The following is a 19,004-nucleotide window of genomic DNA, read 5'->3' on the forward strand; positions in this document are numbered from 1 at the left end:
CGCATGTCTCTTCAGCTTGGCCAGTACCCACCAGCACGACAGGTGATCGTGCACCTGAGCGACACCCATTTTCTCGCCGGGGGAGCTCCGCTGCACGGCGGGATCACGACCGAGTCGAACCTCGAGCGTGCGCTGGCCCAGGTCGAGGCGACCGGTATCCGGCCGTCTGCCCTCGTCTTCACTGGTGACCTCACCGACCTCGGAGAGACGGATGCCTACGCGAGGCTCCGCGAGCGGGTGGAGCCGGTCGCCGGGCGGCTGGGGGCAGAACTCATCTGGCTGATGGGCAACCACGACGAACGTGGGCCGATGCGACGGGAGTTGCTGCGGCAGGAGGCATCCGATGCGCCCATCGACCGGGTCTGGGACCTCGGCGGGCTGCGGTTCATCGGCCTTGACTCGAGTGTGCCCGGTTTTCACCACGGCGAGCTCGATGACGCGCAGCTGGAGTGGCTCGCTGCTGAACTCTCGACCCCGGCCGAGCTGGGCACGATCGTCGGTCTGCACCATCCGCCTGCGCCCGCGCCGCAACCGCTGTTCGACCTGCTCGAGCTGCGCGATCAATCCCGCCTCGAAGCGGTGCTGCGCGGAACGGATGTGCGCGCCATCCTCGCCGGGCACCTGCACTACGCGATGTCGGCGATGTTCGCGGGCATCCCCGTGTCGGTCGCAGCTGCCACGTGCTACACGATGAACCTCGGCAACCCGCCGCGCTCGACCAACGGTATGGATGGTGGGCAGTCGTTCAACCTGCTGCACGTGTATGACGACCGCATCACCCACTCGGTGGTGCCGATCGGCGACTTTGCGACATCTGACTTCTTCACGGCCGAGTTCATCGCCGAGATGGAGGCGCTGAGCCCGGAGGAGCGCGTGGAAGCGTTCTCGCGCAAGCGCTGACCGCTCGAGATTGCAGTAGTGGCCCAAAAAGCCGCCTTTTTTGGGCCACTACTGGCACCTCGGTAAGTGCAGCGTCGCAGTGCTGTGGACAACCTCTCGGCGGGCTGAACCACTGGCAGGGTATACCGCATGCCTCGGCGAGTACCTCTTCCTCCTGAGCGGCGCGGAACCGCGTTCCGCACCGATGACGCTCATGGTTTGTCACGCAACCGCCTGCGCGGCCGCGACGTTCAGTCGCCATATCGTGGCATCCGCGCGGTGGACACGGCGACTGGCTCGCTCGTCGACCGGTGCCGGATGTTTCTGCCCAGGATGCAGGACGGCGACGTGTTCTGTTCAACGACCGCTGCGTTGATGTACCGGATGCCGCTGCCTCGCCACCTCGAGGACGATCCACGTCTGCACGTCACCGTACCGTCCGGGCGGCACCCGGCCCGATCGCGCGGCATCGTTGGCCACAGCTACACCCTCTCCCGGCGCGTCCGGAGCATCGCCGGCCTGCCGATCGTCGATCCGGTCGAAGCATGGATTCAGCTCGCCTCGCTCCTCAACCGCGAGGATCTGGTCGCGGTCGGGGATTACCTCATCTCCGGGCGGGTGATCCCTGACGGGCGGGAACCGCGGCTGGCCACGATCGATGAACTCCGTTCAGCCATTGAACCGATGGTCGGCGCCCGTGGGCTCGCAAAGTTGCGCTGGGCTCTCCCACGCGTGCGCACCGACGTCGATTCGCGACCCGAGTCACATCTGAGGTTGTTGTTCCTCGCCAACGGCCTGCCGGAGCCTGAGATCAACCAACCGATCTACTCGTCGACGGGCGAGCGACTGGGCAGGCCGGACCTTGCCTATCGCGCCCTGAAGCTCGCGTTCGAATACGAGGGCGATTATCACCGAACGAGCCCCGCGCAGTTTCGCCGCGATATCGCCCGGCGTGAACGATTTGCGGAGCACGGGTGGAGAACCGTGCGCGTCACCAGCGATGACCTCTACGTCGCCCCGGTCACGTTCATCACGCGAGTTCGTGCTCTCAGGGCCGCACGTCAATCGAGATTCCAGTAGTGGCCCGAAAAGTCAAGGTTTTCAGGCCCCTACTGCAATCTCGATCCCGTATGACAGTGTGGCGATCGCGTAGAGCAGTTCTGCCAGTCGGGCCAGCCCGCCCCGCCCACAAGGCGGGTAAAGTCGGGAGGGTCCCGCCACAAGCACTCGACGACAAGGCAATGGAGCCACAGTGAGACTGATCACACCCGCCAACCGCGGCCTGGAGATAGAACCACAGGAGAGGGAGTTCCCGATGACGACGGATGAGAGAACCCGCACCGAGACTGATTCGCTCGGGAGCATGGAGATTCCCGCGGACGCTTATTGGGGCATCCACACGGCGCGAGCGCTGGAGAACTTCCCGATCTCGAAACGACCGATCTCGGTCTACCCTGCCCTCATCGTCGCGATCGCCAGTGTGAAGCAGGCGGCCGCCCGCACCAACGTCGAGCTCGACGTGCTCGGTGCCGAAAAGGGCGCACTGATCGACCAGGCCTGCCAGCGCATCATCGACGGTGAGTTCCACGAGGAGTTCGTCGTCGGCGTGATCCAGGGCGGCGCAGGAACATCGACAAACATGAACGCGAACGAGGTCATCACCAACGTCGCGCTCGAAATCGCCGGCCGGCCGAAGGGCGACTACGGCTTCATCTCGCCGATCGATCACACCAACCGCAGTCAGTCCACGAACGACGTCTACCCGACGGCGATCAAGATCGCGCTGTCGTTCTCACTTCAGACACTCCTCGACGAGCTCGCCCGCCTGCAGGACTCGTTCTCGCGCAAGTCCGCCGAGTTCCGTCACCTGCTCAAGGTGGGACGCACCCAGCTTCAGGATGCCGTTCCGATGACTCTCGGACAGGAATTTCACGGCTTCGCGACGACACTCGGCGAGGACCACGCCCGCCTCATCGAAACCCGCTGGCTGCTCGCCGAGATCAACCTCGGCGCCACAGCCATCGGAACGGGAATCACCGCGGACCCCCGCTACGCCTCCGTCGTCGTCGCTCACCTGAACAAGATCACCGGCTTGAGCCTCGAAACGGCGCCGGACCTGATCGAGTCCACGAGCGACGCTGGCGGCTTCATGTCGTTCAGCGGCACCCTCAAGCGCTCAGCGATCAAGCTCTCGAAGATCTGCAACGACTTGCGCCTGCTCTCCAGCGGGCCACAGGCCGGATTCGGCGAGATCAACCTTCCCGCCGTCCAGGCGGGGTCGAGCATCATGCCCGGCAAGGTGAACCCGGTCATCCCCGAGGTCGTCAACCAGGTCGCGTTCTCGGTGGTCGGCGCCGATATGACCGTCACCATGGCGGCCGAAGCAGGCCAGCTGCAGCTCAACGCTTTCGAGCCGGTCATCGCCCACTCCCTGATGCAGAGCATCACGTGGATGGCGCAGGCCTGCCACACCCTCCGCATCAACTGCATCGACGGGATCACCGCGAACGAAGAGCGACTCGAGACGATGGTCGGTTCCTCGGTCGGTGTCATCACCGCCCTGACCCCGTTCATCGGCTACTCGGCCGCCGCAGCTCTTGCGAAGACCGCTCTGCTCACCCGGCGCAACATCGCCGACCTCGTCGTCGAGTCCGAACTGATGACGCGCGAAGAAGTCACCCGGCAGCTGTCACCGGCGCGGCTCTCCGGCCTCGAGTCGATCACGACCGCGATCCCGGTCATCGACGGATTCGTGGAGGAGAGCACCGAGGGCGAAGTCCACACAAGCCTCGAGGGAAGCGGCCAGCCCTAGGGCACGACTCAGGTCATCCGGCAGTGGGTGGTGAGGCGGCCGACGCCCTCCACCGACACCGTGACCGTCGACCGGTCGCGAAGGAACACCTGCGGGTCGCGGGAGTACCCGGCGCCGCCGGGGCTTCCGGTCGAGATGAGCGTGCCGGGAAGCAGCGTGGCCGAGCGAGACAGGTATGACACCAGCGTCGCGACCGAGCGGATCATCAGCGCGGTCGACGAGTCCTGCATGAGATGACCGTCGAGCACCGTCGTGATGTGCAGGTTCTGCGGATCCGGCACCTCATCCCGCGTGACGACGACGGGTCCGGTCGGGGTGAAGCCGTCGAACGACTTGCACCTCGACCACTGGGCTTCTGAGTACTGGATGTCGCGGGCCGTGATGTCGTTGACGACCGTGTACCCGAAAACGTAGTCGAGCGCATCCGCTTCTGACACGTCCTTCGCGGGCTTGCCGATGATGACGCCGAGCTCGGCCTCGTAGTCGATGGACTCACTGAGCGAGCGCGGCCACGACGTGGTGCCGTCGTGCCCGGTGAGCGAATTGGGCCAGAGCGAGAAGACGGTCGGCGCTTTGTCGGCCTTGAGGTTGAGCTCGCTGGAGTGCGCGGAGTAGTTCAGGCCGATCGCGATGACCTGCGGTGTGTTGTTGAGCACGGCGGATGCGTGCCGAAGGTTACCGATGGGCGTGAGTTCAACGCCCTGGCTGATGACCAGCTCGGCGTGGCTGCGCACGCGCTGCAGTTCGTCGTCACCGCGCTCAATCAACTGCTGGAGCGAGGCGGGTGCTTCGTCGAGAATCTCGTCGAGGAACAGGGCGCCGTCGCCGTGGACCAATGCGAGCCGGATAGGGGAGTGGGTGTTCGCCTCATCGACGAAATGCGAGAATCTCACCCGTCTAGGCTATCCGACTCACGGATGCCGGTCGGCGGCTCCCGCAGGCAGCACGCCAGCCATTACCCTGTTCCAATGTCGTACTCGCCACCGGAACACCCCCAACCTGTTCGAGCGCCGGAACCTGCCCACCCGGTCTGGAGCAGTCCGGTACCTCCGCGGCCAACGGGCGCGCTCCTCGGAATTATCGGCGTGGCGATTCTCGCGATCGTTCTGCTCGTCGTCTTCGGCTACCTCACGGTGTTCCTCGGACCCGGCGCTGTCTTCATCGGCTTTGTGGCGGCGCTCATCCCGCTCGCCATCGTTCTTGGTGCTGTTGCGTGGATCGATCGCTGGGAGCCGGAGCCGCGCCTGGCTCTCGTCTTCGCGTTCCTCTGGGGTGCTGCAGCATCGGTGGCGATCGCCCTGCTCGTCGACCTGGGGGTCCAGATCGCCGCGCTCCTCACGACGGGTCAACCCACCGCAGCGGTTTTGAGCGCCACCCTTCAGGCTCCCATCGTTGAGGAGATCGCGAAGGGGCTCGGACTCGTCATCCTCTACTTCGCCGCCCGCAGGCACTTCGACGGGGTGGTCGACGGACTCGTCTACGCCATCGTCATCGCCGCCGGCTTCGCGTTCACCGAGAACATCCAGTACTTCGGTCTCGCCCTCGCCGAGGGCGGCCCGGCCGAACTGGGACTCACCTTCTTCATGCGGGCGATCATGTCGCCATTCGCCCACGCCACCTTCACCGTCCTCATCGGGCTCGTGCTTGGCCTCGCCGCGCGGAAACACCTGGGCGTCGGTGCCATCGGCTATGCACTCGTCGGGCTGGTCGGGGCGATCTTCCTGCACGCACTCTGGAACGGCGCCACCTACCTCGTCAACTCGTTCGAGTCGTACGCGTCCTACTTCGTCCTCGTCCAGGTTCCGATCTTCATCGCCCTGATCATCATGACGGTGCTCGTCAGGCGCCATGAGATCCGGCTCACCCGTGCGAGGCTCGGGGAGTACGCTGCGGCCGGCTGGTTCACCCCGGCAGAAGTCGACATGCTCGCCACATGGCCCGGCAGGCGCCAGGCCGGTGCATGGGCACGGAGACTCCCCGGCAACCGTGGCCCGGCGATGGCCGCATTCACCCGGGATGCCACGCGGCTGGCCATGACGCGCCAGCGGATGATCACCGGTCGAAACGCGCTGGTCCACCGGGCGTCAGAGGCCGAACTGCTGGCCGCGGTGACGGAGGCGAGGCGTCGGCTGCTCGCGCCGTAACGCCTGAAAAAACCCCCGTTAACCAACTCATCGCCCTGTGCCGCGGCACTGCCTGCAGGTCGACGGGGCGATGAGTTGTTCTGTTCTCAGCATGCACCGACTTGGCTGCGAGTGCAAGGATTTTTTCCGTTCAGAACCGTGCCATGAAGACCTGGAAACCGATCCACGCGACGGCGATCAGGATGCTGATGACGACGCCAGGGCCGACCGAACGCTTCAGCCTGCGTCCCTGCGGGGCAACGATGTTGAGGCGCGGGTCCGCAACCCGGTCATCCGCGTAGCGGTGGGTCTGACGGAGCGTTTTCGACCCGACCGTGTCGACGATCCGGTCGAGTCGCTGCCACACCGCCGGCTCCAGCAGGTCGAACGGTTGGGTCGAGTAGACGAACATCCAGTCGTCGACGATCTCGACGTCGAACGCCGATGACTCGTCGATGAGGAGGGCCATGAGGTCCGGGGTGAACACGTAGAGCGCGTCCTGGCCGTACTCGGGAGGGCAATACAGGGTGAAGTAGCGATCGAAGTCGCCCTCGAGCGAGAGTGCGGCGTCCTTGCCGAACGAGCGCGGCAGGTTCGAGCCCACCAGCAGGTTGTTGCTCGTGGCGTCGAGCACCATGTGGGGCATCCGGCGGTCCAGCTTCAAAGCGAGATACCCCCAGCGGTAGACCGTCGAGCTCTTGTTGCGTCTGACCGTGTAGCGGTAGTTCGCGATGTCGAGCGGTCGCCCGGATGCCGCGCGAACGGAATCGTAGGCCTGCCGGTCGGAACCCAGCTCGAAGATCATTCCCGGATACGGGGGAGTAGGGAGATAGCCTGCGTATGTCGCACCGCGGTCGGCGGCGAACTCACGCAGGCGCAATCGTTTCTCCCAGGTTGCCGCGCTGCCTGCCCACGCCCGCCACGCGCCGAAGCCGACCGCCGCGAGAATACCGAGGATGACAAGCGGGACGAGGATGACGGCGACGGTGGAGTGGGCGAGCGCCGAGGTGACGACCGACAACATGGTCGTCAGGACGACAAAAAAGAAGCCCCCGACGAACACGAGCACGATGACATTCGCCACGGCGATCGGTGCCCGTGCCGTGTTGATCCATCCCGAGTTGCGGGCCCACTCGCGGAACCCTTTCACCTCGTCCGGCGCGACGGGGCGGGTGAGGGCCGAGTAGTCTCTGAGGATCACCCGCACGAGCCTATCGGCGCGCTCACTTTGACGCGTGGGCGGTGAGGGGGTTGGATGGTCCCATGACCGAATCGCAGAACACCAAGCCCGAAATCGACGCCCCTGAGGGCCCCGCCCCCACCGAGCTCGAGGTCGTCGACCTCATCATCGGTGAGGGCGACGAGGCTCACGCCTCCTCCACCGTGAACGTGCATTACCTCGGTGTCTCCTACGACACCGGCGACGAGTTCGACTCCTCCTGGAGCCGCGGCGAATCGATCAACTTCCCCCTCCGCAACCTCATCGCGGGCTGGCAGGAAGGCATCCCCGGCATGAAGGTCGGCGGACGCCGCAAGCTCACCGTTCCGCCGAGCCTCGCCTACGGCGCAGCGGGCGGCAACCACCCGCTTTCGGGCCAGACCCTCATCTTCGTCATCGACCTCCTCGGAGTGAAGTAGCGCTTGAACGTCTCTGAGCTCGTTCTCGAACGAAGCACCACGATCCCGGACTTTCCGAAGCCCGGGATCGTGTTTCGTGACCTGACGCCCGTCTTCGCCGACGCGGATGCTTTCGCAGCCGTCATCGACGACCTCGCGACGCGGTTCTCCGGTCATTTCGACGCGGTGGCAGGAGTTGAAGCCCGTGGCTTCCTCCTCGCCGCCGCGCTCGCTTACGCCGCACGCAAGCCCCTCGTCGCCGTACGCAAGGGTGGCAAGCTGCCCGGGGAGGTCCTCAGCGAGGATTACGCCCTCGAATACGGAACGGCAACGCTTGAGATCAAGCCGGGGCAGCTCGCCGCAGGGTCGCGCGTCCTCGTTCTTGACGACGTCCTCGCCACCGGTGGCAGCTGCTCGGCTGCCGCTCGGCTGATCGAACGCGCCGGCTATTCGGTCGCCGGTATGGGTCTCGTGCTCGAGCTGCAGGGCCTCGGCGCACGCGACAAGCTCGCCGGTTATGACGTGTACGCCATCGTCGCTGAACCGGCCTGAGATCAGCGCTCGGTCGACCAGCTCACGATGTAGAGCACCACGGTGATGAGGGGGAACACTCCCTGAACCACCGCGGCAGTGACGCGCCCGCGACCGCTCGTCACCAGCACGATCGCCGCGGCGAGCATGCACGACACCGAGAACAGCCCGAGGGCGAAACCGGCGTCGGTCGCTCCCAGCCCGTAGAGCACCGACCCAACGAGGGCGCCGATGGCGAGGAACAGGTTGTAAAAACCCTGGTTGTAGGCGAACACCCGTGTCGCCTGCGCGTCTTCAGCACTCGCGATCCCAAAACGTTTCCACACCGCCGGTCGCGTCCAGGCCAGTGACTCCCAGTAGAAGATGAGCACGTGGATTGCGGCCGACAGGGTTGCTGCGATCGTGATCAGGATGGCCATGCGGCTGAGCCTATTGCGACCACACAGGGTTTGTCAGCATTCCCGCGCGGATGCCGCTGGCTTGGGCAGCGTCGAGAGCTCGCAGCAGATCGGCGGCGAGGTCTTCCACGTGCTCGAGCCCGATCGACAGCCGGACGATGCCGGCACCCGGTCGAGCCTCTTCAGCGACGGGCCGGTGGGTGAGTGACGCGGGGTGCTGGACGAGCGAGTCCACGCCGCCGAGCGACACGGCATGGGTGACAAGGGAGCATCCTTCGGTGAATGCGCGAGCGGCGGCGAATGTGCCGAGGTCAAGCGCGAGGATCGACCCGGGGCCGGCGAGTTGGCGTCCGATGAGGGCGTCAGGGTCGTTACCAGGTAAGCCGGGATAGAGCACCCGGACGACCGCCGGATGCTCACCGAGCCGGATGGCGAGAAGCGCCGCCGTCTCCTGCTGGGCACGCACACGCACAGCGAGGGTGCGAAGGCCTCGGTGGAGCAGGTAGGCGGCCATCGGATGCAGCACGCCGCCGGTCAGCGCACGGACCTGGCGCAGGGACTCCAGCCACGATTCCGGGCCGGCAACCACGCCGCCCATGACGTCGCCGTGCCCGCCGAGGAACTTCGTGGCGCTGTGCAGCACAAGTGTGGCTCCGTGCCGGATCGGTTGCTGCAGAACGGGGGAGGCGAAGGTGTTGTCGACCATGACGGGAACGCTCCCGGCCTGGGCGACGACATCCGCGATATCGAGCAGCTCAAGGGTCGGATTCGCCGGTGTCTCGATCAGGACGAGTCCCGTGTCGGGTCGGATGGCCGCAGCGATCTCAGAAGGATCGCACCAGGTGACCGTCGTGCCGAGCAGCCCTGCCTCGAGTACGTGGTCGGTTCCTCCGTACAGCGGACGCGAAGCGACGACGTGGCCGGTGCCGCGACGAACACACGCGAGGAGGACAGCGGAGAGCGCGGCCATGCCCGTGCTGAATGCCACGGCGCCCTCTGCACCTTCGAGCGCGGCAAGCGACGCTTCGAAGCGCGCGACTCCCGGTTGCCAGAGCCGCTGGTAGACGGCGGACGCTCCCGGCTCGAGCGGATGCCCCGTCGCCAGATTCTCGTACGAGTCGCCGCCGCTCTCGATTCCCGCGAGGGGATTGGTGGTGGAAAAATCGATGGGAGGAACGTGCGAACCCGCATCGCGCAGTCCACCCATCCCGCCGTGGACCGCGAGGGTCTCGAATCGTGCGTCGTCGCTGAGCATACCCGAATTTCAGCATCATCTTCGATCGCGCACAAGGGCTCTGGAAGCTACTCTGATAAGACGGTATTTTCACCGCAGAAAATGCATAGCTCCGATGGGAAGCAGTCATGGAACCGAAGAAGCCACAACTCGACAGTACTGACCGAGCTCTCCTGCGTGCGCTGTCCACGAACGCCAGGGCATCGGGGTCGCAGCTGGCAACGGACCTCGGCCTTGCCGAATCGACGGTCTCGCTCCGGCTGCGCCGGCTGCACCAGTCAGGCCACATCACGGGGTACCACGCAGACATCGACCTCGCCGTCCTCGGAGCGCCGCTCCAGGCGCTCATCGCCGTCCAGCTGGCCCAGCACAACCGCGCGGATATCCAGAAGTTCCGGCGGGAGGCTCCGACCTGGCCCGGAGTGCTCTCCATGTTCCACATGGGTGGCCGTGACGACTACCTCATGCACGTCGCAGCACGCAGCACCGCCGACCTCCGTGAGTTCGTCGTGCAGTACCTCACCGGGCACCCGGCCGTCGCCCACACCGAGACGAACCTCGTCTTCGAGCACGCGGCAGGCACCGGCTGGCAGCAACTGCTCGCCTAGCAGGTCGGATGCCGTCACCGCGACGCGAGCGAACGCGTCCGTTCGGGAATGAAGAGCAGCGGTCGGCACTTGGACTTACCGAAAGGTTGTGTGTGTGAAACTCTCTGTTCTTGATCTGGTCCCGGTCCGTTCGCGTCAATCCTCCGCTGAGGCGCTCGCCGCAGCAATCGACCTCGCGCAGGTCGCCGACGAGCTCGGCTTCGAGCGCTACTGGGTGGCCGAGCACCACAACATGCCGTCGGTGGCGTCGACCAACCCCGCCGTGATCATCGGAATCCTTGCGGCCCATACGAAGCGGATCCGGGTGGGATCAGGCGGTGTGATGCTTCCGAACCACGCGCCCCTCGTCGTCGCCGAACAATTCGCCCTCCTCGAGGCAGCCACGCCGGGTCGGATCGACCTCGGCCTGGGACGTGCCCCCGGAAGTGACCCTGTCGTCACGGCCGTTCTCAACCGGTCGGGCGCGACGAGCGACGTCAACAGTTTCCCGAACTACGTGAGCGACATCGCCGCTCTCCTCAGCGACGAGGGCGCAACGGTCCGGCTCACGAGCGGAACCGAATACGAGTTGCGCGCGACACCGGCCGCGACGAGCACCCCGGACATGTGGTTGCTCGGGTCGAGTGACTATTCGGCGACCCTCGCGGCATCCCTTGGCCTTCCCTACGTGTTTGCCCACCACTTCGCCGGGGCCGGCGCTGAGCGTGCGCTCCAAATCTACCGCTCGCAGTTCCAGCCGTCACACCTGCTCGCCGCCCCGCGCACGTTCGTGACCGCGAACGTGGTCGTCGCGCCGACGGCAGCCGAAGCGTATGAGCTGGCCCTTCCGAACCTGCAGATGATGGCTCGGCTGCGCACCAACGAGCCGCTCGGCCGACTCGCCACGGTGGAGGAAGCGAAAGCGACCACGATGACGCCACTTCAGGATGAGTTCATCGCCGCATCGCTCGGCAGCTGGATCATCGATGAGCCGGAGGCCGCTGCACGACGGGTGCGGGAGCTGGCCAAGAGGTTCGACGTCGACGAGGTCATGGTATCTCCCGGCGCATCCGCGCACGACGCCGACCCCGCCAACCGAACCCCAGGGAGGGCCAGCACGCTGCGTCTTCTCGCGGAGCAGTTGGCGCTCGTCCCGGCTGCCTGACCGCGCGCGGGCCGAACACGGGGCAGAATAAACAGATGACCGAACCCGAAAGCCCGAACTCGCGGTTGTCCCGGCTCGATGCTCTGCCGTTCACCAGGGAGCATCGCAAGCTGCTCGTCGGTTCCGGTATGGGATGGGCCCTCGACGCGATGGACGTCGGGCTCATCTCCTTCGTGCTCGCACAGCTCGCCGTCACCTGGAGTCTCACGGGGCCCGAGCTGAGCTGGATCGCCTCGTCGGGGTTCATCGGCATGGCGATCGGGGCAAGCCTCGGGGGTCTCCTCGCCGATCGGCTCGGCCGGCGTCAGGTCTTCGCGATAACGCTTCTGATCTTCGGCATCGCCACCGGCGCCTCGGCGCTCTCCTGGTCCGTCGGCGTGCTGATCGCGCTCCGCTTCGTCGTCGGCCTCGGGCTCGGCGCGGAACTGCCCGTCGCGTCAACGCTCGTCTCCGAATTCGCCCCTCCCCGGATCCGCGGCCGGATCATCGTGCTCCTCGAAGCGTTCTGGGCAGTTGGCTGGACGCTCGCGGCCATCATCGGTTTCGTCGTCGTGCCCGCGAGCTCCGAGGGCTGGCGCTGGGCGCTCGCCATCGGTGCTGTTCCCGCGCTCTACGCAGCCGTGGTCCGGTTCGGCCTGCCCGAGTCCGTCCGGTTCCTCGAGTCGAGGGGCCGGATCGCCGAAGCTGAATCGACGGTGCAGCGGTTCGAGCGCTCCGCCGGGGTTGCGCCACCGGCGCAGCCGGCCGAGATCGTTGATGTGCCCGCGAAGCCAAGGCTGACGGCGCGACGCCAGGTCGCCGCGCTCTGGGCTCGACCCCACCGGGTGCAAACGGCCGCCCTCTGGCTGGTCTGGTTCTGCGTGAACTTCTCCTATTACGGTGCGTTCGTCTGGCTGCCGACGATCCTCGTGGCATCCGGGTTCTCACTCGTGCGTTCGTTCGGATACACCCTCATCATCACGCTTGCGCAATTGCCCGGGTACCTCGTGGCGGCGTGGCTCGTGGAGAAATGGGGGAGGAACAAGACGCTGGCCGTCTTCCTCACCGGTTCTGCCGTCTCCGCGGTGCTATTCGGGCTGGCCGGGGCGGAGTGGCAGGTCATCGGAGCCGGCATGCTGCTGTCGTTCTTCAACCTCGGGGCGTGGGGCGCGCTTTACGCGGTGACACCCGAGCTGTACCCCACCGAACTCCGCGGCACCGGGGCCGGGTGGGCGGCGGGCATCGGGCGGATCGCGTCGATTCTCGCTCCCCTTGCCGTTCCGCTGCTGACCGGGTTCGGCGGCAACGTCCTGTTGTTCAGCGTGTTCGCCGCGTTCTTCCTCGTCGCGGCGGGCGCGTCGCTGCGGCTCGCTGACAAGCGGGGCAAGTCGCTCGACGAGTTCGTTCCGCCTGAGGTCTCGAGGGTCTGACGCGCCGGCGGTGCCGGTCAGCTGTTGTCGTCGGGGCCAGCGGCCGGTCGTAGTTCCCGCTTCTCTTCATCACGCTCGCGGACCCGGTCGACGAGTTCTCGCCACGGTCCGGTGAGCCTCTGCTCGGGAATGACGGCTTCCCGAGGCTCGGGAAGGACCCGCTCGGGCACGTCGGGGGTGTCGGGACGATCCACGCGTGAGCGCGGTTCGCAATTGATCCGGTAGAGATAGCGGTCCGGCTGGGTTGGCTCCCGTGTTACTTCGTCCCAGGGCAGCTTGCGGAGCAGGACCACCCATGACTCTTCGTCGGGTTCGCGCTCGACGAAGACGTGCCAGCTGCGGGCGATCCCGGCGAAGCCGCCGCTTCGGGTGACGGTCACTTTCATGCCCGTGATCGTACTCCCCTCAGCTCATGACGCCCACCTCTCCCCAGGCGGTGCGGACGGCCGCTGCCTCAGGGGACTCGGCACCGTACAGTCTTATGGCGACCTCGACTGTCGCGTCGGCGAACCCTCCGAAGTCAGTGGTGGCCTTGATTTCGCTGGTGAGGGTTTCGTACCAGATGCGCCCAGCACGTTCCCACGCGTTCCCGCCGATCGCTGCGGCCGCAAGGTAGAACGCCCGGTTGGGGATCCCCGAGTTGATGTGAACGCCGCCGTTGTCGTCGTCGGTCTCGACGAAATCGTCCATGTGCGCCGGCTGTGGATCCTTGCCGAGCACGTCGTCGTCATACGCGGTGCCCGGTGCTTTCAGGGAGCGAAGCGCCGTGCCCTCCACTTCGTCGGTGAAAATCCCCTCACCGATCAGCCAGCTCGCCGTGATCACGTCGTGGCCGCGGGAGTGCTGCTCGACGAGCGCGCCGAACACATCGGATACCGATTCGTTCAGGGCACCGGATTGCCCCGAGTAGACAAGATTCGCGGTGTACTGGGTCACGCCGTGTGCGAGTTCATGCCCGATGACGCTCAGCGATTTCGTGAAACCGGCGAACACCTGCCCGTCGCCGTCGCCGAACACCATCCGGGTTCCGTCCCAGAACGCGTTGTCGTACGCATCGCCGTAGTGGACGGTCGCCTCGAGCGGAGAGCCGGCGCCGTCGACGGATGCCCGCTCGAACGCCTCCCAGAACAGCGCGTGGGTGTGCCCGAGTCCGTCGTACGCCTCATTGACGCTCGAGTCGTCGACGGGAGGCTCCCCCTCACGGCGGACGAGGCGACCGGGGAGTGTTTCGGTTCCACCGGCATCCGCTATCGCACGATTGGGCTGCGAGGGATTGGCGATCGGAGCGGTTCGGGGGCGCACCACCGGCGGGCGCATGGTCGGTGGTTCGCCTGGGCGGACAGCATGGTGCACGTGTTCGCTCTCGAGAACGTGCCTCGCAGCCTCACGGGCACGGTGCAGCCGGGGATCTTCGAGCGAGGCCAGCTGGGCGAGCAGATACGGCGGCACGATGGAGCAGCGGTATTGAGTGTGGGGCGCAGCGGGTCGAGCGGACGCCGGCGGTGCTGTCGGTGCAGATTGCGGTCGCGTTCTCATATCTGGAATTCTCACACCCGCCCCCGACATGGTGGGCGGGTATCGGCGGCGCGGGGGAGATTTTCTGCGGACCGTAGACTCGGCGCATGCGAATCGGAATAACGATCCTGCCGCAGGATCCCTGGCCTGTTGCCCGGCGAAAGTGGGCTGCGGCCGAAGAATACGGGTTCGACGGAGCGTGGACCTACGACCACCTGTCGTGGCGTTCACTCGCCGATGAACCGTGGCACGCAACGATTCCGACGCTCACCGCTGCGGCACTTGCGACGAGTAGTATCCCGATCGGAGTGATCGTTGCCTCGCCGAACTACCGGCATCCTGTTCCGTTCGCCAAGGAGATCGCGACCCTCGACGAGATCTCCGGCGGCCGGTTCCAGCTGGGGCTCGGTCCTGGCGGCACGGGTTTCGACGCCGGGGTGCTCGGCGTGGCCGGATATTCGCCCCGCGAGCGCCACGAAAGATTCGCTGAGTTCGTCTCCGGGCTCGACCTTCTGTTGCGCCACGAACTGCCGGACAGCGGGGGAGTGAGTTTCGACGGGGACTGGTTCACGGCGGTTCACGCCCGGATGGTCGGTGGTCCTGCCCAGCACCCGCGCGTGCCCTTCGTCGTGGCGGCGAACGGGCCCAAGGGAATGCGGCTCGCCGCCGAGTACGGGCAGGGCTGGGTGACCACAGGGCGAGACGGTGCCGTCGGGGAGGAATGGTGGACGTCGGTGGCTGACCTCGCTCATCGATTCGAAGACGCTGCGCTCTCGGTCGGGACGGACCCGCTCGGGCCCGACCGCTACCTCATGATCGACTCGGGCGGGTTCTACGCGCTCGAGAGCATCGGTCGATTCGACGAGGCAGTCGGCCGGGCGACCGAGCTGGGCTTCACCGACGTCATCACCCACTGGCCGCGCGCGAACGGAATCTTCGCCGGCTCGGAGAACATCCTCGAGCACGTCGCTGCACGGCTTCCGGCGCTGCGCTGAGGGCGGCAGCGGGATCCCTAAGCTGGTCGGATGAACCTTTCCGACAGCGCTTCCACCGGCAGTCCCCCCTCCGGCCTCGAACAACTGCAGGCACTTCTCGCCTCCGGCACACGGACGCCAATCGGGGAGGCACTCGGCTTCGACCTCACCGAGGTCGGCAAGGGATTCGCGGTTTTTGAGGGAGACCCGGGCCCGTCGGTGATGAACCTTTCCGGAACGGTGCACGGCGGATTCGCGGCGACACTGCTCGACTCCGCGTGCGGAGCTGCTGTGCACACCCGCATCTCGCCGACGCAGGCGTACACGACCCTCGAACTGAAGACGTCGTACCACCGCCCGATGACGGCCGAAACCGGGCGTGTGCGCGCCGAAGCGAGCCTCATCTCGTTCGGACGCAGGGCAGCTTTCGCGTCGGCTGCGCTGACGGATGCCGCCGGCCGCGTTCTCGCAACGGCGACGTCGTCACTTCTCGTGTTCGAGCGAAGCGACTAGCCGCTCTTCCGGCGGAACTCCCGCTGGTGCGTCGCAGGCCCGTGCGCGCCATGGATCGCTGAATTCCCGTCGAGGTGGTCGGTGCCTTTGCCCTGCGACTGCTGCTTCTTGCGCTCGAGGGCCTCGCGGAACTTCTGTTTCGTCTCGTTGGAGGCACGGGTGTCGTCCGCGTTCGCTTCAGGTGTCTCGGAAGTCATGGTGTCCTCGCGATCTGGATCGGATGCCGTCCCAGTGTAAACAGCGACGGGTGCCGGGTGAAGAGCTCACGGCCAGAGCAGGCCGTGTTCCCAGTCCCGGCCGTGCCGAAAGTAGCGCAGCCGGATGTGGGCGCGATCGGGGGAGGCCTGCCAGAACTCGACGGAGTCGGCAGCGACCGCCCAGGTGTTCCAGGTTCGGGCGACGAGGTGAGGGTCCTCGGCGACGCGCGCGACGGCATCCGCGTGCGCGGCGGCGTACTCGTCGAGGGAGGCGAGCGGTTCGCTCTGGTGCCCGACGAATGCGGCCGCCCGCGCCTCGACTGGTCGGGCGAGGAAGTCGGCTTCACCCTCGGCCTGCGGGCGTTCGCGAACCGGGCCGGTCACCCGCACCTGCCGTCCGAGCGCTGGCCAGAAGAAGGTGAGGGCGGCGAAGGGATTGGCGCCCAGGTCCCGTGCTTTCGGGCTGTCGTCGCGGGAGGCGAAGAGCCAGCCCCGCTCGTCGATGTCCTTGAGGATGAGGGTGCGCGCGGTGACGACGCCGTCCGGTCCGCTGGTCGACAGCGTCATGGCGTGCGGGGCCAAAACGCCGGCGTCGGTTGCTTCGCCGAGCCAGTTCGTGAACAGCTCGACCGGGTCCTCCGGTGCCGAGTCCACCAACAGTGTCGGCAAGTCGTCTGGGAAACTTCGCAATGCACGTAACGTTGCCGCGAGAGAGTCGGTCATGGCATCCCTTTCGAACGGTTCCGAACCGCGCCCCGTCGATGCGGTCGAGGCGTTCACCCTACCGCCGTCCGGCGAGATGAAACCTGCTAAACTCTTGAGGTTGCCGTCAAACGGCCGCGGATAAAGAGAGCCTGCACATTCTGTGACGGGCACCGCGCAACGAGAGAAAAGGGGATCAACCTATGGCACTTGAAGGCGAAGCCAAGAAGGCGATCATCGAAGCGTACGCAACCCACCCAGGTGACACCGGATCCCCCGAGGTCCAGATCGCTGTGATGACCCAGCGCATCAAAGACCTCACCGAGCACCTCAAAGAGCACAAGCACGACCACCACTCACGTCGTGGCCTGCTCCTCTTGGTTGGTCAGCGTCGCCGTCTCCTCGGCTACCTGGCTGATGTCGACATCAACCGTTACCGCTCGCTCATCGAGCGTCTCGGACTGCGTCGCTAATTCAGGCAGGCAGTTACGGAGTCGATTGACACCGCGAACTTCTTGAAAACGGGCCGTTCACCGCGAGGTGAACGGCCCGTTTTTTGTGCCCGGATGCCGCGGGGCGCGCCGGTCACAACCGGTACAGGCGTGCCTCCCACGGGCGCAGGGGCCCGTCGGCGTCGTTCGCGTAATTGCCCAGGACGAGTTGTGCACCTGACACGTCGACAGGAATCTCCCCGTCGAAGCCCTCGTCCGACACGTTCGCGACAACGAGGAGCGTCTCGGCTCCGAGCGTTCGTGTGAACGCGTACAGCGTCGGATGAGACGGGGCGAGCAACGTGAAGTCACCGAGCGCGACGGTTTCGCTCTCATGTCTGAGGGCGATGAGCGTGCGGTAGAAGTCGAAGACGCTCGAGGACGACGCCCGATCCACCTCGACGTTGATCTCGGGATAGTTCGGGTTCACCTCGATCCACGGCTTTCCGGTCGTGAAACCGGCGTGCTCGCTGGCATCCCAGTGCATCGGTGTTCGGGCGTTGTCGCGGCCACGCGCGTGGACCCCCGCGAGGACGCTCGCGGGGGAGGCGTCGAACTCTTCGACCGCTTCACGGTAGTGATTGATCGATTCGATGTCGCGGTAGTACTCGATCGACTCGAACCGCACGTTCGTCATACCGATCTCTTCGCCCTGGTAGATGTACGGCGTCCCGCGGTGCAGGTGCAGCACGAGCGCCCACAGCGTGGCCGACTGAACCCGGTATTCACCGTCGTTGCCGAACCGCGAGACGAGCCGCGGCTGGTCGTGGTTGTTGAGGTAGAGGCTGTTCCAGCCGCGCTGGGCGAGACCGTCCTGCCAGCGGGCCAGGTTGGTCTTGAGGGCCACGAAGTCGAGTGGAATCGCGTCGAACTTGTGGCTGCCGGAGTCGAGCGACACGTGCTCGAACTGGAACACCATGTCGACCTCGGCCCTGGCCGGATCGGTGAACAGAACGGCATCATCGATGCTGACCCCCGGCATCTCCCCGACCGTGAGGTAATCGCCCTCCCGCCCGGCGAAGACCTCGCGGTTCATTTCCTGCAGGAAGTCGTGGATCTGTGGTCCCATTGTGAAGCCAAGCCCTGTGCCCCGCTGGTCGCCGTCGATGAACTCGGTGCGCTTGGCGATGAGGTTGATCACATCCATCCGGAATCCGTCGACGCCGCGATCGAGCCAGCGCCGCATCATCGCGTAGACGGCCTGCCGCACCTCGGGGTTCTCCCAGTTCAGGTCAGGCTGCTGTTTGGCGAACAGGTGCAGGTAGTACTCGCCGGTCGTCTCGTCGAGCGTCCAGGCCGGACCGGAGAACGCGCTCGTCCAGTCATTCGGTGCGCTGCCGTCCTCGCGTGGGGCCCGCCACCAGTACCAGTCCCGTTTCGGGTTGTCCGTCGACGACCGCGACCCGCGGAACCACTCATGCTCGTCACTCGTGTGATTGACGACGAGGTCCATGACGATCCGGATGCCACGGGAGTGCGCGTCGGCGACCAACTCATCGAAGTCGGACAGGGAGCCGAACACCGGATCGATGTCCTCGTAGTCCCGGATGTCGTATCCGTTGTCGTGCTGGGGCGACGGGTACACCGGCGACAGCCAGATCACGTCGACGCCGAGCTCGGCGAGGTAGCCGAGTTTCGAGCGGATGCCGCCGAGATCGCCGATCCCGTCTCCATCCGAATCCGCGAAACTCCGCGGGTAAACCTGGTACACGACCGCCCGTGTCCACCACGGGGCTGCGGTCGTGGTGTCGTCCTTCATTCCGTTCTCTGTGGCATCCGTCATGCAATCGATCCTCTCACTCTCGACGCGCGACGCGAGTTCTGGCATTGTCAAAACGTGCCCTGTTCGGGTCACGG

At 65.9% G+C, this 19,004-nt stretch carries 21 protein-coding genes; 12 read left to right on the forward strand and 9 right to left on the reverse strand.

Annotation, left to right across the window (positions count from 1 at the left end; genetic code table 11):
* Positions 1-3 precede the first annotated feature (3 nt).
* The 3 genes from ACWA1Q_RS04835 (at position 4) to ACWA1Q_RS04845 (ending at position 3,691) form a co-directional block, all read left to right on the forward strand.
* Entirely contained in the window at positions 4-900 is an 897-nt protein-coding gene (locus ACWA1Q_RS04835; protein WP_463759975.1) for a phosphodiesterase, read from the forward strand.
* A 198-nt stretch (positions 901-1,098) separates the two neighbouring features.
* Complete coding sequence (locus ACWA1Q_RS04840; protein ID WP_463759977.1) at positions 1,099-1,959, forward strand: hypothetical protein; 861 nt, start codon at positions 1,099-1,101, stop codon at positions 1,957-1,959.
* Between the two features lie 235 nt (positions 1,960-2,194).
* A complete protein-coding gene (locus ACWA1Q_RS04845) occupies positions 2,195-3,691 on the forward strand; it encodes an aspartate ammonia-lyase (RefSeq protein WP_463760773.1) in 1,497 nt (498 codons plus the stop codon).
* An 8-nt stretch (positions 3,692-3,699) separates the two neighbouring features.
* Here the strand turns inward: ACWA1Q_RS04845 and ACWA1Q_RS04850 are convergent, their stop codons facing one another.
* On the reverse strand, positions 3,700-4,584 hold the full coding sequence (locus tag ACWA1Q_RS04850; RefSeq protein WP_463759978.1) for a fumarylacetoacetate hydrolase family protein: 885 nt from the start codon (positions 4,582-4,584) through the stop codon (positions 3,700-3,702).
* 192 nt (positions 4,585-4,776) lie between these two features.
* On the opposite strand from ACWA1Q_RS04850, the gene ACWA1Q_RS04855 reads away from it, so the two are divergent.
* Entirely contained in the window at positions 4,777-5,835 is a 1,059-nt protein-coding gene (locus tag ACWA1Q_RS04855; RefSeq protein ID WP_463759980.1) for a PrsW family intramembrane metalloprotease, read from the forward strand.
* Positions 5,836-5,965: 130 nt separating this feature from the next.
* Here the strand turns inward: ACWA1Q_RS04855 and ACWA1Q_RS04860 are convergent, their stop codons facing one another.
* Entirely contained in the window at positions 5,966-7,015 is a 1,050-nt protein-coding gene (locus tag ACWA1Q_RS04860; RefSeq protein WP_463759981.1) for a hypothetical protein, read from the reverse strand.
* 62 nt (positions 7,016-7,077) lie between these two features.
* Between ACWA1Q_RS04860 and ACWA1Q_RS04865 the strand changes: the two genes are divergently transcribed.
* Both ACWA1Q_RS04865 and ACWA1Q_RS04870 read left to right on the forward strand, forming a co-directional pair.
* Positions 7,078-7,452, forward strand: coding sequence for an FKBP-type peptidyl-prolyl cis-trans isomerase (locus tag ACWA1Q_RS04865; RefSeq protein WP_463759982.1), 375 nt, complete (start codon positions 7,078-7,080; stop codon positions 7,450-7,452).
* Between the two features lie 3 nt (positions 7,453-7,455).
* Entirely contained in the window at positions 7,456-7,983 is a 528-nt protein-coding gene (locus ACWA1Q_RS04870) for an adenine phosphoribosyltransferase (protein ID WP_463759984.1), read from the forward strand.
* A 2-nt stretch (positions 7,984-7,985) separates the two neighbouring features.
* Here ACWA1Q_RS04870 and ACWA1Q_RS04875 read toward each other — a convergent pair whose 3' ends face one another.
* Together ACWA1Q_RS04875 and ACWA1Q_RS04880 are read right to left on the reverse strand one after the other, a co-directional pair.
* A complete protein-coding gene (locus ACWA1Q_RS04875; RefSeq protein ID WP_463759986.1) occupies positions 7,986-8,381 on the reverse strand; it encodes a DUF1304 domain-containing protein in 396 nt (131 codons plus the stop codon).
* Positions 8,382-8,391: 10 nt separating this feature from the next.
* A complete protein-coding gene (locus ACWA1Q_RS04880; RefSeq protein ID WP_463759988.1) occupies positions 8,392-9,615 on the reverse strand; it encodes a trans-sulfuration enzyme family protein in 1,224 nt (407 codons plus the stop codon).
* Between the two features lie 107 nt (positions 9,616-9,722).
* Here ACWA1Q_RS04880 and ACWA1Q_RS04885 point away from each other — a divergent pair, with 107 nt between their 5' ends.
* The 3 genes from ACWA1Q_RS04885 (at position 9,723) to ACWA1Q_RS04895 (ending at position 12,755) form a co-directional block, all read left to right on the forward strand.
* The gene (locus ACWA1Q_RS04885) at positions 9,723-10,202 is read left to right on the forward strand and encodes an Lrp/AsnC family transcriptional regulator (RefSeq protein ID WP_463759989.1); all 480 of its coding nucleotides are present in this window, start codon (positions 9,723-9,725) and stop codon (positions 10,200-10,202) included.
* A gap of 94 nt (positions 10,203-10,296) precedes the next feature.
* Positions 10,297-11,346 (forward strand): LLM class flavin-dependent oxidoreductase, encoded by a 1,050-nt coding sequence (locus tag ACWA1Q_RS04890; protein ID WP_463759991.1) that lies wholly within the window; start codon positions 10,297-10,299, stop codon positions 11,344-11,346.
* Between the two features lie 35 nt (positions 11,347-11,381).
* The gene (locus ACWA1Q_RS04895) at positions 11,382-12,755 is read left to right on the forward strand and encodes an MFS transporter (RefSeq protein WP_463759992.1); all 1,374 of its coding nucleotides are present in this window, start codon (positions 11,382-11,384) and stop codon (positions 12,753-12,755) included.
* Between the two features lie 17 nt (positions 12,756-12,772).
* Here ACWA1Q_RS04895 and ACWA1Q_RS04900 read toward each other — a convergent pair whose 3' ends face one another.
* Both ACWA1Q_RS04900 and ACWA1Q_RS04905 read right to left on the reverse strand, forming a co-directional pair.
* Positions 12,773-13,141 (reverse strand): protealysin inhibitor emfourin, encoded by a 369-nt coding sequence (locus ACWA1Q_RS04900; RefSeq protein ID WP_463759993.1) that lies wholly within the window; start codon positions 13,139-13,141, stop codon positions 12,773-12,775.
* A gap of 19 nt (positions 13,142-13,160) precedes the next feature.
* Complete coding sequence (locus ACWA1Q_RS04905; protein ID WP_463759995.1) at positions 13,161-14,291, reverse strand: M4 family metallopeptidase; 1,131 nt, start codon at positions 14,289-14,291, stop codon at positions 13,161-13,163.
* Positions 14,292-14,377: 86 nt separating this feature from the next.
* Here ACWA1Q_RS04905 and ACWA1Q_RS04910 point away from each other — a divergent pair, with 86 nt between their 5' ends.
* Together ACWA1Q_RS04910 and ACWA1Q_RS04915 are read left to right on the forward strand one after the other, a co-directional pair.
* Positions 14,378-15,265 carry an LLM class flavin-dependent oxidoreductase gene (locus ACWA1Q_RS04910; RefSeq protein WP_463759996.1) on the forward strand — a complete coding sequence of 296 codons (888 nt, stop codon included), beginning with the start codon at positions 14,378-14,380 and terminating at the stop codon, positions 15,263-15,265.
* Between the two features lie 30 nt (positions 15,266-15,295).
* The gene (locus ACWA1Q_RS04915) at positions 15,296-15,757 is read left to right on the forward strand and encodes a PaaI family thioesterase (RefSeq protein WP_463759998.1); all 462 of its coding nucleotides are present in this window, start codon (positions 15,296-15,298) and stop codon (positions 15,755-15,757) included.
* On the opposite strand, the gene ACWA1Q_RS04920 is transcribed toward ACWA1Q_RS04915, so the two are convergent.
* Both ACWA1Q_RS04920 and ACWA1Q_RS04925 read right to left on the reverse strand, forming a co-directional pair.
* The gene (locus ACWA1Q_RS04920; RefSeq protein ID WP_463759999.1) at positions 15,754-15,954 is read right to left on the reverse strand and encodes a DUF5302 domain-containing protein; all 201 of its coding nucleotides are present in this window, start codon (positions 15,952-15,954) and stop codon (positions 15,754-15,756) included. The two genes, ACWA1Q_RS04915 and ACWA1Q_RS04920, sit on opposite strands and share 4 nt — an antisense overlap.
* A 66-nt stretch (positions 15,955-16,020) precedes the next feature.
* Positions 16,021-16,677: a pyridoxine/pyridoxamine 5'-phosphate oxidase gene (locus ACWA1Q_RS04925; RefSeq protein WP_463760001.1), complete on the reverse strand. Its 657-nt coding sequence runs from the start codon at positions 16,675-16,677 to the stop codon at positions 16,021-16,023.
* Between the two features lie 182 nt (positions 16,678-16,859).
* Between ACWA1Q_RS04925 and rpsO the strand changes: the two genes are divergently transcribed.
* On the forward strand, positions 16,860-17,129 hold the full coding sequence (rpsO, locus tag ACWA1Q_RS04930) for a 30S ribosomal protein S15 (protein ID WP_090710911.1): 270 nt from the start codon (positions 16,860-16,862) through the stop codon (positions 17,127-17,129).
* Between the two features lie 112 nt (positions 17,130-17,241).
* On the opposite strand, the gene ACWA1Q_RS04935 is transcribed toward rpsO, so the two are convergent.
* On the reverse strand, positions 17,242-18,930 hold the full coding sequence (locus ACWA1Q_RS04935; protein WP_463760003.1) for a glycoside hydrolase family 13 protein: 1,689 nt from the start codon (positions 18,928-18,930) through the stop codon (positions 17,242-17,244).
* Positions 18,931-19,004: the final 74 nt, after the last annotated feature.

The sequence above is a fragment of the Mycetocola sp. TRD_SC_2 genome, from assembly GCF_055361225.1.